17 protein-coding genes are annotated in these 16,592 nt (G+C 63.0%); 12 read left to right on the top strand and 5 right to left on the bottom strand.

Features of this window, described 5'->3' with window-relative positions; genetic code table 11:
* The first annotated feature begins 222 nt into the window (after positions 1-222).
* Positions 223-726 (top strand): DUF3016 domain-containing protein, encoded by a 504-nt coding sequence (locus ACRHIG_RS31250; protein WP_489629006.1) that lies wholly within the window; start codon positions 223-225, stop codon positions 724-726.
* Positions 727-880: 154 nt separating this feature from the next.
* On the top strand, positions 881-1,423 hold the full coding sequence (locus ACRHIG_RS31245; protein WP_489629005.1) for a DUF3016 domain-containing protein: 543 nt from the start codon (positions 881-883) through the stop codon (positions 1,421-1,423).
* Here the strand turns inward: ACRHIG_RS31245 and ACRHIG_RS31240 are convergent, their stop codons facing one another.
* The 3 genes from ACRHIG_RS31240 to ACRHIG_RS31230 form a co-directional block, all read right to left on the bottom strand.
* Entirely contained in the window at positions 1,424-2,209 is a 786-nt protein-coding gene (locus ACRHIG_RS31240) for a substrate-binding periplasmic protein (protein ID WP_475417920.1), read from the bottom strand.
* Positions 2,210-2,283: 74 nt separating this feature from the next.
* Positions 2,284-2,727 (bottom strand): thioesterase family protein, encoded by a 444-nt coding sequence (locus tag ACRHIG_RS31235; protein WP_034753479.1) that lies wholly within the window; start codon positions 2,725-2,727, stop codon positions 2,284-2,286.
* Between the two features lie 118 nt (positions 2,728-2,845).
* A complete protein-coding gene (locus ACRHIG_RS31230; protein WP_489629004.1) occupies positions 2,846-4,294 on the bottom strand; it encodes a PQQ-dependent sugar dehydrogenase in 1,449 nt (482 codons plus the stop codon).
* Positions 4,295-4,510: 216 nt separating this feature from the next.
* Between ACRHIG_RS31230 and ACRHIG_RS31225 the strand changes: the two genes are divergently transcribed.
* Both ACRHIG_RS31225 and ACRHIG_RS31220 read left to right on the top strand, forming a co-directional pair.
* A complete protein-coding gene (locus ACRHIG_RS31225) occupies positions 4,511-5,617 on the top strand; it encodes an S-(hydroxymethyl)glutathione dehydrogenase/class III alcohol dehydrogenase (RefSeq protein WP_035824324.1) in 1,107 nt (368 codons plus the stop codon).
* 116 nt (positions 5,618-5,733) lie between these two features.
* On the top strand, positions 5,734-5,967 hold the full coding sequence (locus tag ACRHIG_RS31220) for a hypothetical protein (protein WP_489629003.1): 234 nt from the start codon (positions 5,734-5,736) through the stop codon (positions 5,965-5,967).
* A gap of 4 nt (positions 5,968-5,971) precedes the next feature.
* Here the strand turns inward: ACRHIG_RS31220 and ACRHIG_RS31215 are convergent, their stop codons facing one another.
* On the bottom strand, positions 5,972-6,976 hold the full coding sequence (locus ACRHIG_RS31215; RefSeq protein ID WP_475417917.1) for a GlxA family transcriptional regulator: 1,005 nt from the start codon (positions 6,974-6,976) through the stop codon (positions 5,972-5,974).
* A gap of 115 nt (positions 6,977-7,091) precedes the next feature.
* On the opposite strand from ACRHIG_RS31215, the gene ACRHIG_RS31210 reads away from it, so the two are divergent.
* The 6 genes from ACRHIG_RS31210 (at position 7,092) to ACRHIG_RS31185 (ending at position 11,384) form a co-directional block, all read left to right on the top strand.
* Positions 7,092-7,418 carry a hypothetical protein gene (locus tag ACRHIG_RS31210; RefSeq protein WP_489629002.1) on the top strand — a complete coding sequence of 109 codons (327 nt, stop codon included), beginning with the start codon at positions 7,092-7,094 and terminating at the stop codon, positions 7,416-7,418.
* A complete protein-coding gene (locus ACRHIG_RS31205; protein WP_489629001.1) occupies positions 7,415-7,948 on the top strand; it encodes a polymer-forming cytoskeletal protein in 534 nt (177 codons plus the stop codon). The genes ACRHIG_RS31210 and ACRHIG_RS31205 overlap by 4 nt, the downstream gene beginning before the upstream one ends.
* Positions 7,909-9,255 carry a DUF6701 domain-containing protein gene (locus ACRHIG_RS31200; protein ID WP_489629000.1) on the top strand — a complete coding sequence of 449 codons (1,347 nt, stop codon included), beginning with the start codon at positions 7,909-7,911 and terminating at the stop codon, positions 9,253-9,255. Before ACRHIG_RS31205 ends, ACRHIG_RS31200 begins: the two co-directional genes overlap by 40 nt.
* Complete coding sequence (locus ACRHIG_RS31195; protein WP_489628999.1) at positions 9,228-10,040, top strand: hypothetical protein; 813 nt, start codon at positions 9,228-9,230, stop codon at positions 10,038-10,040. The genes ACRHIG_RS31200 and ACRHIG_RS31195 overlap by 28 nt, the downstream gene beginning before the upstream one ends.
* Before the next feature lie 88 nt (positions 10,041-10,128).
* The gene (locus ACRHIG_RS31190; protein WP_489628998.1) at positions 10,129-10,827 is read left to right on the top strand and encodes a dienelactone hydrolase family protein; all 699 of its coding nucleotides are present in this window, start codon (positions 10,129-10,131) and stop codon (positions 10,825-10,827) included.
* Positions 10,828-10,967: 140 nt separating this feature from the next.
* Entirely contained in the window at positions 10,968-11,384 is a 417-nt protein-coding gene (locus ACRHIG_RS31185) for an SRPBCC family protein (RefSeq protein ID WP_082654475.1), read from the top strand.
* A 117-nt stretch (positions 11,385-11,501) separates the two neighbouring features.
* Here the strand turns inward: ACRHIG_RS31185 and ACRHIG_RS31180 are convergent, their stop codons facing one another.
* Positions 11,502-13,118 carry a M28 family peptidase gene (locus tag ACRHIG_RS31180; protein ID WP_489628997.1) on the bottom strand — a complete coding sequence of 539 codons (1,617 nt, stop codon included), beginning with the start codon at positions 13,116-13,118 and terminating at the stop codon, positions 11,502-11,504.
* A gap of 135 nt (positions 13,119-13,253) precedes the next feature.
* Between ACRHIG_RS31180 and ACRHIG_RS31175 the strand changes: the two genes are divergently transcribed.
* Positions 13,254-14,135, top strand: coding sequence for an alpha/beta fold hydrolase (locus ACRHIG_RS31175; RefSeq protein WP_489628996.1), 882 nt, complete (start codon positions 13,254-13,256; stop codon positions 14,133-14,135).
* Positions 14,136-14,335: 200 nt separating this feature from the next.
* On the top strand, positions 14,336-16,471 hold the full coding sequence (locus ACRHIG_RS31170; protein WP_489628995.1) for a DEAD/DEAH box helicase: 2,136 nt from the start codon (positions 14,336-14,338) through the stop codon (positions 16,469-16,471).
* Positions 16,472-16,592 lie beyond the last annotated feature (121 nt).

Genomic DNA, 16,592 nt, shown 5'->3' with positions numbered 1-16,592 from the left:
TATCTATACTTTATCGCTTAGGCAACTATATTTTCAAGACAATACTTTGTTTTAATTAATATTGCCAATGAATCTGCAAAAAAATACGGCGTCTTCCTTCCCGGCGGAACAACGGAAAAGTAACAAGGTATGAATTCCGCGCCGGAATCGACTGGAGCGCGCTATATTGGGCAGGCATAAGAAGTGGCTCCATGCCACTCACATTTCCTGAAAGGGTACATCATGCAAAAGCAAACGACGCGCGCCCTGATCGCCGGCCTGGCCTTGCTGGCCAGCAGCGCGGCCTGGGCGGGAACCGAAGTGCGGTTCAGCAAACCGGATCAATTCACGGACGTCCCGTTCAACCCGCAGGACCGCGACGAGGTATTGAAGGAACTGAGCCGGCATTTCGAGAAACTGGGCGCCTCGCTGCCGCCCGGGCAGACCTTGAAAATCGACGTCACGGACGTGGACCTGGCGGGACGTGAAAATCCATCGCTGCGTGCCGGCCAGGATATCCGCGTCATGAACGGCCGGGTCGACTGGCCGCGCATGCGCCTGCACTATGTGCTGGAACAGGATGGCAAGGTCATCAGCAGCGGCGATGCGGCCCTGTCCGACATGTCGTACCTGACCCGCCTCAATCCTTACTTCAGCAATGAAAAATTGCGTTATGAAAAGTTGATGATCGACGACTGGTATGCCGTTACCTTTGGCGTCAAGCCGAAGCGCCACGCGCGCAAGTAAGCGGCGCGGCCGGTCGCGGCGTGCCGCCGCACCTGACGCCGCACGAAACGTATTGCGCTCCGGAAATTTTCACTTCAGGCTATAGTCAAACAGGGCAGGCAGAGGCCGGCATGGCAGCTGCCGCCTGACCGTGAACTTTCTGAAAGGAAGGCATATGCGTATTTCCACGATGGCGAAAACATGGGTGGCGGCCGTGGTGCTGGCCGCTGGCAGCAGCGCCTGGGCGGGCGTCCAGGTGACGTTCGACAAACCCGACGACTATTCCGATGTGCCGTTCAGCTCGCGCGACCGGGAGCAGGTGCTGGCGGGCCTGGCGGATCACTTCAGCTGGCTGGGCAAGAGCTTGCCCCACGGTCAGGACCTCAGGATCGAGATCACCGATGTCGATCTGGCGGGACGCGAAGACCCGGCGCGGCGCGGCGCCTTCGATGTGCGCGTGATGACGGGCCGCGCTGACTGGCCCCGCCTGCGCTTGCGCTATACGCTCGAGCAACATGGCAAAGTCATTGCCAGCGGCAACGCTTATCTGTCGGACATGTCCTATTTACAGCATATCAATCGCTATTCCAGCAGCGACGCCTTGCGCTATGAAAAGCGCATGATCGACGAGTGGTTCAAGAATACCTTCGGCGTCAAGCCCCAGGGCCGCAGCAGTCCCGTCCTGACCTTGCAGCCGCGCGACGTTCAGCGCAGGTAATCAACGCAAATAAGCCTCTTCGATGCGCGCCAGCTGGCCGTTTTGCCGCATGGCAAGCAGGGCGGCATTCATCTTCTCGATGAAATCGGCCTTGTAGGCGGGGGTATTGCGCGCGCTGTAGGCGATGTAGGTGGCTTCGGACGATAGTTCCAGCACTTCGCGCAAGTGAAAGCCGTAGCCGGCCAGTTCGCCTTGCAGCTGGCGCGCCGTGTGGCGTGCCGCGCCGCGGTCGCTGGCGTAGCAATCGATGCGCCGCAGGGCCAGTTTCTTCAGGTTCGCTTCATTGCCCTTGGCCGCTTCCAGGCGCAGCAGCCCTTTGCGGGCGGGCGCCATCAATTTCTCCGACAGCAGAAAACCCGTGTTGACGCCGATGGTCAGGCCGGCAAAGTCGGTCGGGAAGTGCGTGCGTGGCGTGCGCATGACGGCGTCATGGCAAAACAGCACCACCGATTCGCGGTGCAGCATGGCCGAATACGGCTGCACGTATGGCCGTTCCGTCTTGCGTCCGGGTGGAAACAGGCCGAAAACCTGGCCTTTTTCCAGCGCGTCGAGCCCCCGTTTCCAGGGGCGCGGCTGCAGTTCCAGCCGGTACCCGGGCATCCGGCTGGCCGCCTGGCGCAGGATATCGATGTACATGCCCTTGAAGGCGCCGTGCTCCACATAGCTGTACGGCGCATAGTCATCGTCGCCGTACAGGATGACGGTTTGCGGCGCGGCCAGGACGGGCGGCAATATGCCCAGCAGGGCCAGGGCCAGGCACAGTCTTGCCGTGATTGCTGATTGCATGCCGCTCCAGATTTAATGTCTTCCTGATAAGCATACAGCATGGCGGCATGAGGGCCCGTTTAACCGCACCTGAATCAATCGATCCAGTTTACCTGTGGAAACTTGCTGCCGAACTCTTCAGGCATGGGCACGACCTGGCTGCGCTTGTAGTTGAAGAAGACAAAGCCGGACTTGGCCATCGCGATCAGGGTGTTATCGCGCGGGCGCGTGATGCGGAAGGTGATGTCGCCGCCATACTTGTTGAAATCCATGACGCCCACTTCGAACAGCAGCTGGTCGCGCGCATGGGCTTCGGCGCGGTAGGTGGTGGCCAGGTCGGTGACGATGATGCCGGTGCCGTCCGCTTCGATGTCGCGCACGCCGTATTCGAACAGGAAGCGGGCGCGTGCCTCGGAAATCATGGAAATCATGGAATCGTTGCCGAGATGGTTGCCGGCATTGATGTCCGTCGTGCGTACCGTCAGTTGCGAGGAATAGCAGTACTGGTCTTCAGGAAATTCAAGTTTCAAACGGGCCATGGTGTTCTCTTGGGCTGGTGCGCAGGGCGCGGCGGAAAAAACAATTTTAGCCGGTTCCCCGCGCCCCGTCGAAAAACGGCCCCAGCCACGTGCGTGGCTGCGCTTCATTGGCGCACGCTTATTTACGTATGATCTTGTACACCTTGCCCGTGCCGCTCAGCATGTACAGCTCGTTTTGCGCATCCTGGCCGAACGACAGGATGTTGCCCACGTTGGTGATGCCCCAGTCCGTCACGGCCGATGCCGCACCGTTGCTGTAGCTGAAACTTTTCAGCCAGCCGCTGCAATAGTCCGAGTACAGGTATTGCCCTGCCAGTTCCGGCAGGGCCGTGCCGCGGTACACATAGCCGCCCGTGATCGAGCAGCCGCCGGCCGTATCGTGGCCGTATTCGATGGCGGGCAGGACCAGCCCCGCCTGGTTGCAGCTGGCACTGTTGTAGCAGTGTGCGCCTTCCATGATGTTCCAGCCATAGTTGTTGCCCGCCTGGCCTACGGGCCGCACGTCGACCTCTTCCCAGTTGGCCTGGCCCACGTCGGCGATGTACAGCAGCTGGGCCGGCAGGTCGAAGGCGTAGCGCCAGGGGTTGCGCAAGCCGTAGGCCCAGATTTCCCCGCGCCCGCCGGCCGTGCCGGCAAATGGGTTGCCGGGCGGAATGGCGTACGGCTGGGCTACCGTGCTGGCGTTGACGTCCAGGCGCAGCAGCTTGCCCAGCAGCACATTCGTGTTTTGCGCATTGCCTGGCGGATCACCGCCACTGCCGCCGTCGCCCGTGCCCGCATACAGATAGCCGTCCGGCCCGAAGCTGAGCAGGCCGCCATAGTGGTTGCTGAACGTGGGGTGCGGTATCGTGAGGATGGTCAGCGCGGACAGGGGATCGGCCACGTTGGCGTTGCCGGCCGACACTTGCCGGCGCTCGATGACGATATCGCCGGCCAGGTTGGTGTAGTAGATGAAAAAATAGCCATTGCTCGCGTACTGCGGATGGAAGGCCATCGACAGCAGGCCCCGTTCGCCGCTGGTGGTGGTGAGCGTGCTGACGTCGAGGAAGGGCGTGGCCAGCAGGTTGTCGTTCTGCACCACGCGGATGCGGCCGGGGCGTTCCACGATGAAAAGGCGGCTGTCGCCGGGCGGCGCCGTGAGGAAGATGGGGGCGTCCAGTCCGCTGGCCACTTCCTGCAGGCGCAGGGCCAGCGGCGCCGCCGCCGCATACAGGACGCTGGCGCTGGCCGTGGCCCCCGCAGTGACTTGCGCCTGCTGGGTAACGGGCGTGGGCGCCAGGGTTCCCGTGCCCTGCGCCACGCTGGCGGCATTGATGGCGTAGGCGCCGGGCGCCAGGCTGGTGAGCGTGGTGGTGGCCGTCAGCGTCTTGCTGTACGACGCGGGTCCCGTGACCGTGACGGCGCCCGCCACGCCGGCCGGCAAGCCGCCGATGGTGACGGTGAGGTTGCCCGTGGTCGCGCCGGGCGCCGGGTGGTGATGGCCGCCGCCGCAGGCGGCAAGCAGGGCCAGGCAGCATGCCAGCAGCAGGGCCAGCCAGGTCTGCTGGCATCGAAAAATAGGGCGCATATCAGTCTCCTGCGGGAACGCGGCAATGGGTGCTCAAGCGGAGTTAGGCTTGCGCCAAGAATGCGCCTCTGTATGCCGGGAAGATTGAGCTGGCGCAAACGTGCGGCGGCATCGGACAAATGCGCCGCGTTTTCAGACAAGCGCGGGGCCAGCTACGCCGCTGTGCCCGCCTGCGCCCGATAATGGCGCATCTGAAACCGAGCAGGAAGACACCCCATGAAAACCAAAGCCGCGATTGCCTGGAAGGCGGGCGCCCCGCTGACCATCGAAGAAGTCGACCTGGCCGGCCCGCGCGCCGGCGAAGTGCTGGTCGAACTCAAGGCCACGGGCATTTGCCATACCGATTACTACACCCTGTCCGGCGCCGATCCGGAAGGTATCTTCCCCGCCATCCTCGGCCATGAAGGCGCCGGCGTCGTCGTCGACGTGGGCCCGGGCGTGACGACCCTGAAAAAGGACGATCACGTCATTCCCCTGTACACGCCGGAATGCCGCCAGTGCAAGTTCTGCCTGTCGCAAAAGACGAATTTGTGCCAGGCTATCCGCTCGACGCAGGGCCGCGGCCTGATGCCGGATGCGACCAGCCGCTTCTCGCTGAACGGCCAGCCGCTGTTCCATTACATGGGCACGTCCACCTTTTCCAATTACATCGTCGTGCCGGAAATCGCGCTTGCCAAGATCCGCGAAGACGCGCCCTTCGACAAGGTCTGCTACATCGGCTGCGGCGTGACGACGGGCGTGGGCGCTGTCTTGTTCTCGGCCAAGGTGGAAGCGGGCGCCAACGTGGCCGTGTTCGGCCTGGGCGGCATCGGCCTGAACGTGATCCAGGCCGCCAAGATGGTCGGCGCCGACAAGATCATCGGTATCGATATCAACCCTGCGCGCCAGGCCATCGCGCGCAAGTTCGGCATGACGCATTTCATCAACCCGAACGAGGTGGAAAACGTCGTCGACGCCATCGTGCAGCTGACGGACGGCGGCGCCGACTACAGTTTCGAATGCGTGGGCAACACGACCCTGATGCGCCAGGCCCTCGAATGCACGCACAAGGGCTGGGGCAAATCGTTCATCATCGGCGTGGCGGCGGCCGGCCAGGAAATTTCCACCCGCCCATTCCAGCTGGTGACGGGACGCGAATGGCGCGGTTCCGCCTTTGGCGGCGCGCGCGGCCGCACGGACGTGCCGAAGATCGTCGACTGGTACATGGAAGGCAAGCTCAACATTGACGACCTGATCACGCACCGCCTGCCGCTCGAACGCATCAACGAAGGCTTCGACCTGATGAAGAGCGGCGAATCGATCCGTTCCGTCGTGTTGTACTAATTTTATCGGATGTACTCATTGCGCAACACTTGACGGACGGGGCAGGGCGGCAGGCTGTACTTCGCTGCCTGCCCCTGCTAGTGTGAAGGCATACCGCCTTGCTTTGGGAGCCGTTCATGTTTGCCACTGCCTACCTCGCGACCTTGCGCCGCATGTTGCCCGTCTTCCTCGGCGCGGCCCTGTCTTCCCTGCTGGCCTTGTGGTGGAGCAATGCCGCCACCCTTGCCACGCCCGCCATCTGGCTGGCGCTGCTGGCCACGTATTTGCTATGCGCACTGCTGTTTACACCGCTGGCCCGGCAGAGCCGTCAACTGGCCACGCGCCACGTGCGTCACGGCAAGCCGCGCTGAAATCCTAGCGCGCCGTGCTGGAAAAACGTTCGCGGTAATCGCGCGGCGTGATGGCGAGTTTCTTTTGAAACAGGCGGCGCAGCCTGTCCTCGCTATGCAAGCCCGCCTGCACGGCCACCTGTTTTAAGGAAGACACATTGTCTTCCAGCAGACGGCGCGCCGCTTCGAAGCGGGCCGTGTCGATGAATTCCGTGGGGCTGGTGCCCGTTTCGCGCTGGAACACGCGCGTAAAATTGCGCTCGCTCATGGCCAGCCTGGCCGCCAGCAGCGGCACCGTGAGCTCGTCGGCCAGGTGTTCCATGATCCAGCCCTGCAACTGACGGATGGTCGGATGCGTCGTCATCTGGCTCGACAGGTGCACGGAGAACTGCGACTGGCCGCCGGGCCGCTTCAGATACACGACCAGGTCGCGCGCTACTTCCAGCGCGATATCGCGGCTGAAATCGTCTTCCACCAGGGCCAGCGCCAGGTCGATGCCGGCCGTCACGCCGGCCGACGTCCAGAATTTGCCTTCCCGCACGAAAATCGCATCGGCATTGACCTGTATCAAGGGGTAGCGCTGGCGCAGGCTGTCCACGGCGCTCCAGTGCGTGGCCGCGCTCTTGCCGTCGAGCACACCCGCCTCGGCCAGGAAGAAGCAGCCCGTGCACAGGGCCGCCAGGGTGTCGATGCGGGGCGCCGCCGCAGCCACCCAGGCGGCGAGGGCGGGAATGTCTTGCAGCACCTGCTCGACGTGGTGGCAGCCGACGATGACGGCCAGGTCGGGCAGACGGTGCGCATCGAGCGTCTTGCTGGCGTGCAGCGACATCAGCGTGTCGGACTCGACCGGACCGATGGCCGTCGAGGCGATGCGCACGTCGTAGCCGCCGGGCAGCTTGCGCAGACGCAGATGGGTGTTGGCGTAGTCAAACACTTTCATGGCGCCGATGGCTTCGAGCGCCTTGAAGCCGGGATAGACGATGATGTCGACGGTGCGCAGGGGGAATTCTTTGGGGCTTTGCTTGATCATGCGATATGCGCGAGGGGGATAAATACTGCCATAATGCAACAACAGCGATGGCGTAGGTTAGCATGAAATAATCCGCGCGCCCGCTGGCTCCCCACCCACCGGATTCCTCGATATCGTGCGCTTACTCCACATTTTTGCCGCCCTGACATTGCTGCTGGGCTCATCCCTTGCCCAAGCGGCCACGCTCAACTTCAATGGCGGTGCCGTCAGCGGCTGCAGCCTGAGCACGGATGGCCTGCAATACACGTGCGCTTCGCTGGCGCTGGGTTCCACCGACGTCATCGTCATCGGCAGCGCGTATGGCGTGACGGTCAACAGTTCCCTGGCGATGAGCTACAACCAGGGCTTGACGATGAGCGGCAATGCCGCGCTGACGGTCAAGGGCAATCTCGACATCAAGGATATCAATCCGCCGAACCTGAAGGTGACGGGGGCAGCTTGAGCGCCGAGGGCGGCACCTTCCTCATGGGCGCGCAGGAACAGACGATCACGGCGAATATCTCCGCCACGACCATCAAGATGGGCTCGAACAACGTCACGGTGACGGGCAAGATCAGCGCCAAGGGGCCCGTGGAAATCGCCTCGGGTTCCGTCATCAACGGTCCCATCAGCGGCACCGTCGTCAATATCCTGGCCGCCAGTACCCGCATCCAGGGTGATATCACGGCGACCACCTCGCTGACTATCGGTTCCGGCAGCCAGGTGACGGGCAACCTGAAATCGCCGACGATCGACCTGAAGGCGTCGGGCCTGCTCGTCACGGGCAATGTAGAGGCGAGCAATTCCTTGTCGATCGCTTCCGGCAATGGCATCAAGGGCAACGTCGATGCCGGCGAGGTCACGCTCGACTCGTCCAACGCCTATATCACGGGCAACGCCAAGGTCGACCACATCACCCTGGGCTGGCAGGGCCGGGTGCAGCAAACCATCACTTGCAAGGCGATACGCCGTCGAACCCGTGCAGCTGCGTGACGAACAACAGCGGCTGGGCTTTCAATGAACCGATGGGGCCGAAGTGCGGACCCAGTACGCCGAGCGGACTGCACCATTTCCAGATAGACCACCCGCTGACGGCGCTTACTTGCCAGGTACCCACGGTGAAAGTGACGGCCTGCGCCGATGCCAGCTGCAGCGCGGTCTACAAGGGTAGTCCCAGCCCCAGCGTCACCGTCAGCCCTGGCGGCGTGCCGACGCAGATTGATACCAGCGGCGTCAACGCCAATGTCGCGGTGCGCCAGACCACGGTGGGCATCGCCACGCTGAGCCTGGTCAGCACGCCCGCCACGACGGGGGCGCTGGTGTGCAAGAGCGGCGGCAATACGAGCAATTGCCAGATCAGCTTTCTCTCCAGCGGCTTCCAGGTGAGCGGCCTCCCGCGCTACGCGGAAGAGGCGGGCGAACTGGAAATCAGCGCCTTGCAAGTAGCGCCCAACGATCCGACCGCTTGCGTGACCATGTTCGCCAACCAGAACAAGGACTTGAACCTGACTTGTGCGTATAGCAATCCGGACAAGGGGACATTGCCTGCGCGCATCTTTGACAGTGCCAAAAATAGTTATGTTGCCCTGGCGGCCAACGACCAGAGCAGCTGCGCCGGGTCGAGCACCAAGGTGACGGTAACGTTCGGCGCCAATGGCGTGGCCAAGCCGAACATGCTGTATGCCGATGCGGGAGCGCTGCTGCTGACAGCCTCCTACAAGCCGGACAGCGGCAGCGATAAAGGTTTGGAGATGAGCGGCAGCGGCACGGTCATCGTGGCGCCAGCGAAATTTCTGTTCACGAAGCTGGCGCCGATGCAGCGCGCGGGCCTGGCGGCGGCGCCCTTGACGCCCGGTGCGACCATCATGCTGTCGGCCGTCAACGCGCTCGGTGCCGTGACGAAGAATTTCGGCAACGAAAGCGGTGTCGCCGTGCAAAAAGTCGTGCTCAATCGTATCCTGCTGGCGCCGCTCTATACAGGCGTAGCCAATCCAGAGGTTGGCGGCGATCTCGATTTCGTGAAAAGAGGGGGCGTCATCACGGCGCCGCCGCTGGTCTGGCCCGAAGTGGGCAAGATCAACTTCACGGCTGCGCTGCAAAACGGTTATCTGGGCAGCAGCCTGACGTCGCCGGGACCGAGCGACCCTGTGCTCTTTTATCCGCATCATTTCGTGACGGAACTGGTTATCAAGCAAGTGGACCTCCCGGGGGGGCGAAGACGGAGTTTCCTTTCCCGTGCAGCGCGCCGCTCGCCTGCTCCGGCGACCGCGCCGTGTACTCGCGCCAGCCCTTCGATCTGACCATCCGTGCCCAGACCTCGGGTGGCGTGGACACCAAGAATTTTGACGCCAGGAATGACGACATCAACAAAACGCAAGTGACGCTGCTCCCGTATGACGTGGCCACGGGGAAGAACAGTTATCCACCCACGGCGCCATCGGGCAGCACGCTGACGGATGGGGCAAAAGCACCTGCGGCCGTGACGGGCGTCCCCGTCACCAGTTTCAGCAATGGCGTTGCCACGCGCCCCATCGCCTACAGCTTCCCTGCCGCCTACGCCGTACCCAAAGAACCGACAGCACTGGCCTCGCCGACGGGCCTGCTGCTGCGCGCGACCCATGCTTTTCCTGCCGCCGGAACGGTGAGCTCGGCGCCAGTTGATGGCAAGGAAGCGCAGCTGACCGTGCTCACGGGCCGCCTGATGGTGCCGCATGACTACGGTTCCGAGCGCTATCCCGTGCGGCTGGCGGTGCAGGCGCAGTACTGGGACGGCAAGACCTGGGTCACCAGTCTGCTCGACAGCATCAGCGCGTTCGGCAACACCCAGGTGGTGTTTGCCAATTGCAAGAAAACACTGGAGTGCAAGGACTTTGCATTCCCCGCTGGCACTACTATTACTTATACGGTCGACAAGGGCGTCTTGCCGCTGAATAAACGCCTGACCCTGGCGGCACCCGGCGGGGGCAAGACTGGCAGCGTCGACGTTTCCGTCTCCGGTCATCCCTACCTGCCCAGCACGGTGGGCACCGTCGTCTTTGGCGTCTTCAAATCGGGTCCCGTGATTTACCTGCGCGAGATGTATTGAGCTAGAACAAAGGGTGGGCGCAGAAAGGGGGAAAAACCAGTAACATGCCTGGCTGTGGCATTTCCCCCAACCTCAGACTGGAGTTTCTATGAGCACAACTTCGCAGTGGATCGATATCGCCGGCCCGGACGGCAGCTTTCAGGCTTACCTGGCCGTGCCGCACGTGGGCAAGGGGCCCGCCATCATCCTGTTGCAGGAAATTTTCGGCGTCAACGAGCACATCCGCGCCGTGGCCGACCAGTACGCGGCCGATGGCTACGTGGTGCTGGTGCCCGACCTGTTCTGGCGCGCCGGCGCGCACATCGAACTGGGCTATGACGCGGATGGCTGGAAGCGCGCCGTCGAACTGATGCAGGCCACCGACAATCCGCACGCCAATACCGATATCGCCGCCACCGTCGCCGTCCTGCGCGCCCGCCCGGAAGTGACGGGCAAGCTGGCCTCGGTCGGCTACTGCTTCGGCGGCAGGCTGTCGTTCCAGACGGCCGCGGCTGGCCTAGTTGATGCGGCCATCGCCTATTACGGCGGCGGCATCCAGAACAAGCTGGACCTGGCCGACAAGATCCAGGTGCCGCTGCTCATGCATTTCGGCGGCCAGGACAGCCATATTCCGCCGGAAGCCGTGCAAAAGATCGCCGAGCGCTTCGAAGACCGGCAAGACGTGGAAATCCATATCTACCCGGGCGCCGAGCACGGTTTCAACTGCACCCACCGCGACAGCTACCAGCAGCGCGCCGCAGCCCACGCGCACGGCAATTCCTTGATTTTCTTGGCGGAAAATCTATAAGAGAGCCAGCCCAGGCTGGCCGGTTGCCATGGTTTGCTCAGCAGCAAAGCCGCATGGGCGCTAAAATAGCGGCTGTGCCGGGCAACTCCGGCCGGCCGGGCGCGGCGCCCGGCAAACCTGGATGAGGAACCGAATTAAAGATGGCCCAAGTAATTGTTTCTGTAACATTGGCGGCAAGCGCCGAACGCGTGTGGGATTTTATCGGCGGCTTCCAGTCGCTGGCTGAATGGTCGAGCTCCATCAAGACCAGCCTGTCCGAACACGGCGGCCGCGTGCGCCGCCTGAAAACCACGGACGGCGCCATCATCGCCGAACGCCTGCAAAGCTACAGCGAAGCGGACAAGAGCTACAGCTACACCATCGTCTCGGGCCCGATCCCCGTCAAGAACTACCGTTCCACCCTGCGCGTCACGGGCGAACCGGGCGCGAATGAGTGCGTGGCGCAATGGTCGAGCGAGTTCGACGCGGCCGAAGGCGTGGAAGAGGTCATGGTGGGCGCGTTCCAGCATTTGTACGAGACGGCATTCGTCGACCTGAAACGCATCATGGCGATTTGAATCAAAGAGCGTAGGTCGGATTAGCGGCTACGCCGCGTAATCCGACACCACCACCGGCGCTAACAATGTTGTCGGATTAGCGGGGCGATGCCCCGCTAATCCGACCTACGCTTGACGTTAGCGCTTCACTTTTCCAAATGCCTCGCCCTTGTTCCACACCGGCAAATTCTTGTCGTTCGCTACTTCGTAGCCCAGGTTCAAGGTGAACTGCGCCTGCTGCACCATGCCCGACAAGTCCCACGACGGGTGGTACTCATCCGTTACCTGATGGTAATCCTTTTTGAAGGCGACCAGGCGTTCGCTGGACGCCTTCGGCTCCTTGACGAAGTCGAACGAGCCGTCGCCGGAAAACACGGCCGAGCCCACGTTGAAGGCGGGCACGCCGGCCTTGGCGAAGGCAAAATGGTCGGCCCGGTAAAACGCGCCGGACAGGTCGGGAATGGTTGGCGCCAGGCGCAGGCCCATGCGCTTGGCCACCTTGGCGGCGCTTGCGTACAGGCTGCTGCGCTCGGCGCCGGCCACGCCGATGTCGTGCGTCTTGCCGACGAAATTCATGCTGTCGAGGTTGAGGTCGGCGGCCGTCTTGGCCAGCGGCCACAGGGGCGCGCGCGTGTAGGCCGTGCTGCCCAGCATGCCCGTTTCCTCGCCGGCCGGCCACAGGAAGATCTGCGTGCGGCGCGCCGGCTGTTTCACGGCCACTTGCGCCATGGCCAGCAGGGCCGCCGCGCCCGAGGCATTGTCGATGGCGCCGTTGTAGATATGGTCGCTCTGTCCTGCGCGCGCGCTGCCTTCGTCATCCTTGCCCAGGTGGTCCCAGTGGGCCGAGTAAATGACGGCTTCGTCCTTGAGTTTCGGGTCCGTGCCCGGCACGATGCCGGCCACGTTGAATTGCTCAATGCTGCGCACCTGGCTATTCAGTGCCACCTTGACCGTCGCGTTCAGGGCCACTGGGCGGAATGCGCGCGTTTCCGCCTGCGCGCGCAAGGCGTCCAGGTCCTGTCCGCCCGCCTGGAACAGGGCGCGCGCCATGTCTTCCTGCAGCCAGCCTTCCATCGCATTGCCCGCGCCGGCCAGGTTGAAGCGCTCGTGGCCGAAACCGTTGGCGGGTACTGACCATGGGTAAGAAGCGGACTCGGTCGTGTGGATCAGCAAGACGCCGGCGGCGCCCTGGCGCAGCGCTTCCTCGTACTTGTAGACCCAGCGGCCGTAATACGTGAGCGACTTGCCGGCAAAGCGCTGCGGTTCGGCGCTGGTGGGCTGCGGGTCGTTGACCATCATGATGACCAGCTTGCCCTTCAGATCGGCGCCCTTGAAATCGTCCCAGCGTTCCTCGGGCGCGCGGATGCCGTAGCCGGCAAACACCACGGGCGCGTCGAACGCCACTGTCTGCTGGCCATTCGCCGCGCCAAAGACGATGTCCTTGCCGAAGGCGGGAGACATGGTCTTGCCGCCCGCGCTGAAGGTGACTTTGCTCGATGGCAAGGCCTTGCTGCCGACGATGGTCAGCGCCTGGCGGTAGCTGCCATCCTGTAACGGTTGCAAGCCGGCTACGGCCGCCTGCGTTTCCAGGTAGCGCACGGCCAGGTCGCCGCCGCGCTGGCCCGTGCCGCGTCCTTCCAGTAAATCGTCGGCCAGGAAGGACAAATGGGCGCGCAGGGGCGCTTCGGCGACGAGCGGTTGGGCGAGGGCGGCCGTGCTGAACAGGCTGGCGGCGAGGACGAAGGGAAAGCGCATGACAACTCCAAAAGTGAATACGAGAAAGCAAAGCAGCGGCAATCTTACTCTACCGCAATGCCCTGGCGTAGCGCGCGGCGTGCGCAAGCCGATTGCGGCCACAATGGCCGCTGGCCCACCGACAAGGAGCGTTCCATGACTGCCACCGATTTGCAAACGAGCAATACCCTGCGTACCGCCGACGGCACCTTGATCTACTACAAGGACTGGGGCAGCGGCCCGCCCGTCGTCTTCAGCCACGGCTGGCCCTTGTCGTCCGACGCCTGGGAAGACCAGATGTTTTATCTGGCCGCGCGCGGCTATCGCGTCATCGCGCACGACCGGCGCGGCCATGGCCGTTCCAGCCAGCCTTTCGGCGGCAACGACATGGATACCTATGCCGACGACCTGGCCGCCCTGATCGACGCACTCGACTTGGCGGGCGCCACCCTCGTCGGTCACTCGACGGGCGGCGGCGAGGTGGCGCGCTACATCGGCCGCCATGGCACCGGGCGCCTGGCCGGCGCCGTGCTGGTGGGCGCCGTGCCGCCGCTGATGCTGCAGACGGCCGATAACCCGCTGGGCTTGCCGCTCTCCGTTTTTGATGCCATCCGCGCCGGCGTGCAGGCCGACCGCAGCGCCTTCTTCCGCGACTTGAGCGAGGCCTTCTATGGCTACAACCGGCCCGGTTCCACGCCGTCGCAGGGCGTGCGCGAGCACTTCTGGCTGCAGGGCATGCAGGCGGGCATGCCGGCATCGTATTTATGCATCAAGCAATTTTCGGAAACGGATTTCACCAGCGACCTGGCCAAATTCGACGTGCCGACCCTGGTGATCCATGGCGACGACGACCAGATCGTGCCGATCGCCGCCTCGGCGCGGCGCACGGCTGAGCTCATCATCGGCAGCAAATTGCTTGTGTACGCGGGCGCGCCGCACGGCCTGGCGACGACGCACAAGGACCGCCTGAACGAGGACTTGCTGGAGTTCCTGCGCCACTCGGTCGATGCGGCAAGCAATATCGGGGCGCATCTGTAAAACAGCTGAATCTATTGTAAAACACATAATATTGCTTGGTTTTTGCACCAATTGCGTGCGGATCGCCGATTTTTCTGCGTTTTAGGATGCAAAAAATGGCGTTCTGCCGCCTCGTTCCACCCGGTATGGTCCAGTAAAGAGTAAACTAGCAGATACACTCTTTCGCATTGGGCGATTCGAGCGAACTTGTGAGTGATTTCATGTCTGATACACCAATTTCCTTATTTTCCGACCTTAACCTGAGCGAGCCGCTGGTTCGCGCGCTCAAGGATGTCGGTTACGAAACACCGTCGCCTATCCAGGCGGCCACGATTCCATTATTGCTCGCCAACCGCGACGTGCTGGGCCAGGCGCAAACGGGCACGGGTAAGACCGCCGCCTTCGCCTTGCCTATCCTGTCGCGCATCGATCTGAAACAAAGCTCACCCCAAGCCCTGGTCCTGGCACCGACGCGCGAACTGGCCATCCAGGTCGCCGAAGCGTTCCAGGTGTACGCCGCCCACATTCCCGGCTTCCACGTGCTGCCGATCTACGGCGGCCAAAGCTACGGCCCGCAACTGTCGGCCCTGCGCCGCGGCGTGCACGTCATCGTCGGCACCCCGGGCCGCGTCATCGATCACCTGGACAAGGGTTCGCTCGACCTGTCCAAGCTGAAAACGCTGGTGCTGGACGAAGCCGATGAAATGCTGCGCATGGGCTTTATCGACGATGTCGAACGTATTTTGAAAGAAACCCCGGAAGGCCATCAAACGGCCCTGTTCTCGGCCACCATGCCTTCCGTCATCAAGCGCATCGCCACCACCTACCTGGTGAACCCGGCCGAAGTGACGGTCGCCGCCAAGACGGGCACGGCCGACAACATCCGCCAGCGCTACTGGCTCGTGTCGGGCATGCACAAGCTCGACGCGCTGACGCGCATCCTGGAAGCGGAAGCGTTTGACGGCATGATCATCTTCGCCCGCACCAAGCTGGGCACGGAAGAGCTGGCCGGCAAGCTGCAAGCCCGCGGCTTCTCGGCCGCCGCCATCAATGGCGACATCCAGCAAGCGCAGCGCGAGCGCACGATCCAGCAATTAAAAGACGGCAAGATCGACATTTTGGTCGCAACCGACGTGGCCGCCCGCGGCCTGGACGTCGAGCGCATCAGCCACGTCGTCAATTACGACGTGCCGCACGATCCGGAAAGCTATACCCACCGCATCGGCCGCACGGGCCGCGCCGGCCGCAGCGGCGAAGCAATCCTGTTCATCACCCCGCGTGAAAAGAACTTGTTGAAAGCTATCGAACGCTCGACCCGCCAGCCGATCGGCATGCTGGAACTGCCGACGATCCAGGCCGTCAACGACGTGCGTATCGCCAAGTTCAAGGAACAGATCAGCGAAACCCTGGCTTTGGGCGAACTGGAGCAGTTCCAGTCGCTGATCGAGGATTTCGAGCGCGAACAGAACATTCCCGCCATCGAAATCGCCGCCGCGCTGGCGAAGATGGCGCGTGGCAATGTGCCTTTGTTGCTGGACAAGAACAAGGCGCGCGAGCAAGCAACGTGGCAAGACGACCGCCCCGTGCGCCAGGACCGCTTTGAGCGCAACGACCGTCCGGAACGGGGCGACCGCTTCGACCGCAACGAGCGCAGCGAACGCCCGGCCTTCCCGAAAAAGGAACGCATCCAGCGTCCAGCCGACGCCGGCATGCAGACGTTCCGTATTGAGGTAGGTCATCAACATGGCGTAAAACCGGGCAATATCGTGGGCGCCATCGCCAACGAAGCGGGCATCGATTCGAAAAACATCGGCCGCATCGAAATCTATGACGACTACAGTGTCTTGGACTTGCCGGACAGCATGCCGAAAGAATTGCTGGACCAGCTGAAAACCGTGTGGGTCGCGGGCCAGCAGCTGCGCATCAGCCGTGACGGCGACGCGCCGGACCTGGCGCCGCCAGCCGCGCCGCGCAAGCCGTTTGCCGCCAAGTCCGCGCCAGCGGATGCGGGCGAGGCAGCACCTGCGCCGCGCGCGCCGAAGAAGGAACGTCCACGCCCGGGCGTGACGGCTTACCGCATCGAAGTGGGCCGCGAGCACGCCGTGACGCCAAGCAACATCGTGGGCGCCATCGCCAACGAAGCGAACCTGGAAGCCAAGCATATCGGCCGCATCGATATCTTTGACAACTACAGCGTGCTGGACCTGCCGGAAGGCATGCCGCCGGAAATCCTCGACCACCTGAAATCGGTCGTGGTGTCGGGCCAGAAACTGCGCATCAGCCTCGATGACGGCACGACGGAGCGCAAGCCTGCGCCACCGCGTCCGAAATCGCCACCGCGTAAATCATTCAAGTAAGCTGTCCCTTCCCAGGCGCCTCCCCCGGCGCCTGTGTCGCGGATTGGAGACAGTTCCCCCACTGGCGCGTTCGCGCCAGTTTTTATTTTCCCTCAAGAAACGATTGGGATTGCCGCATTAT

The sequence above is a fragment of the Janthinobacterium sp. C22 genome (assembly GCF_057919405.1).
This window is presented reverse-complemented; position numbering and strand designations above follow the sequence as displayed.

Bases quoted from the DNA above. Each gene is read 5' to 3' on its own strand.
- ACRHIG_RS31250 (WP_489629006.1), top strand. From the start codon at position 223: ATGCAAAAGCAAACGACGCGCGCCCTGATCGCCGGCCTGGCCTTGCTG.
- ACRHIG_RS31245 (WP_489629005.1), top strand. From the start codon at position 881: ATGCGTATTTCCACGATGGCGAAAACATGGGTGGCGGCCGTGGTGCTG.
- ACRHIG_RS31240 (WP_475417920.1), bottom strand. From the start codon at position 2,209: ATGCAATCAGCAATCACGGCAAGACTGTGCCTGGCCCTGGCCCTGCTG.
- ACRHIG_RS31235 (WP_034753479.1), bottom strand. From the start codon at position 2,727: ATGGCCCGTTTGAAACTTGAATTTCCTGAAGACCAGTACTGCTATTCC.
- ACRHIG_RS31230 (WP_489629004.1), bottom strand. From the start codon at position 4,294: ATGCGCCCTATTTTTCGATGCCAGCAGACCTGGCTGGCCCTGCTGCTG.
- ACRHIG_RS31225 (WP_035824324.1), top strand. From the start codon at position 4,511: ATGAAAACCAAAGCCGCGATTGCCTGGAAGGCGGGCGCCCCGCTGACC.
- ACRHIG_RS31220 (WP_489629003.1), top strand. From the start codon at position 5,734: ATGTTTGCCACTGCCTACCTCGCGACCTTGCGCCGCATGTTGCCCGTC.
- ACRHIG_RS31215 (WP_475417917.1), bottom strand. From the start codon at position 6,976: ATGATCAAGCAAAGCCCCAAAGAATTCCCCCTGCGCACCGTCGACATC.
- ACRHIG_RS31190 (WP_489628998.1), top strand. From the start codon at position 10,129: ATGAGCACAACTTCGCAGTGGATCGATATCGCCGGCCCGGACGGCAGC.
- ACRHIG_RS31185 (WP_082654475.1), top strand. From the start codon at position 10,968: ATGGCCCAAGTAATTGTTTCTGTAACATTGGCGGCAAGCGCCGAACGC.
- ACRHIG_RS31180 (WP_489628997.1), bottom strand. From the start codon at position 13,118: ATGCGCTTTCCCTTCGTCCTCGCCGCCAGCCTGTTCAGCACGGCCGCC.
- ACRHIG_RS31175 (WP_489628996.1), top strand. From the start codon at position 13,254: ATGACTGCCACCGATTTGCAAACGAGCAATACCCTGCGTACCGCCGAC.
- ACRHIG_RS31170 (WP_489628995.1), top strand. From the start codon at position 14,336: ATGTCTGATACACCAATTTCCTTATTTTCCGACCTTAACCTGAGCGAG.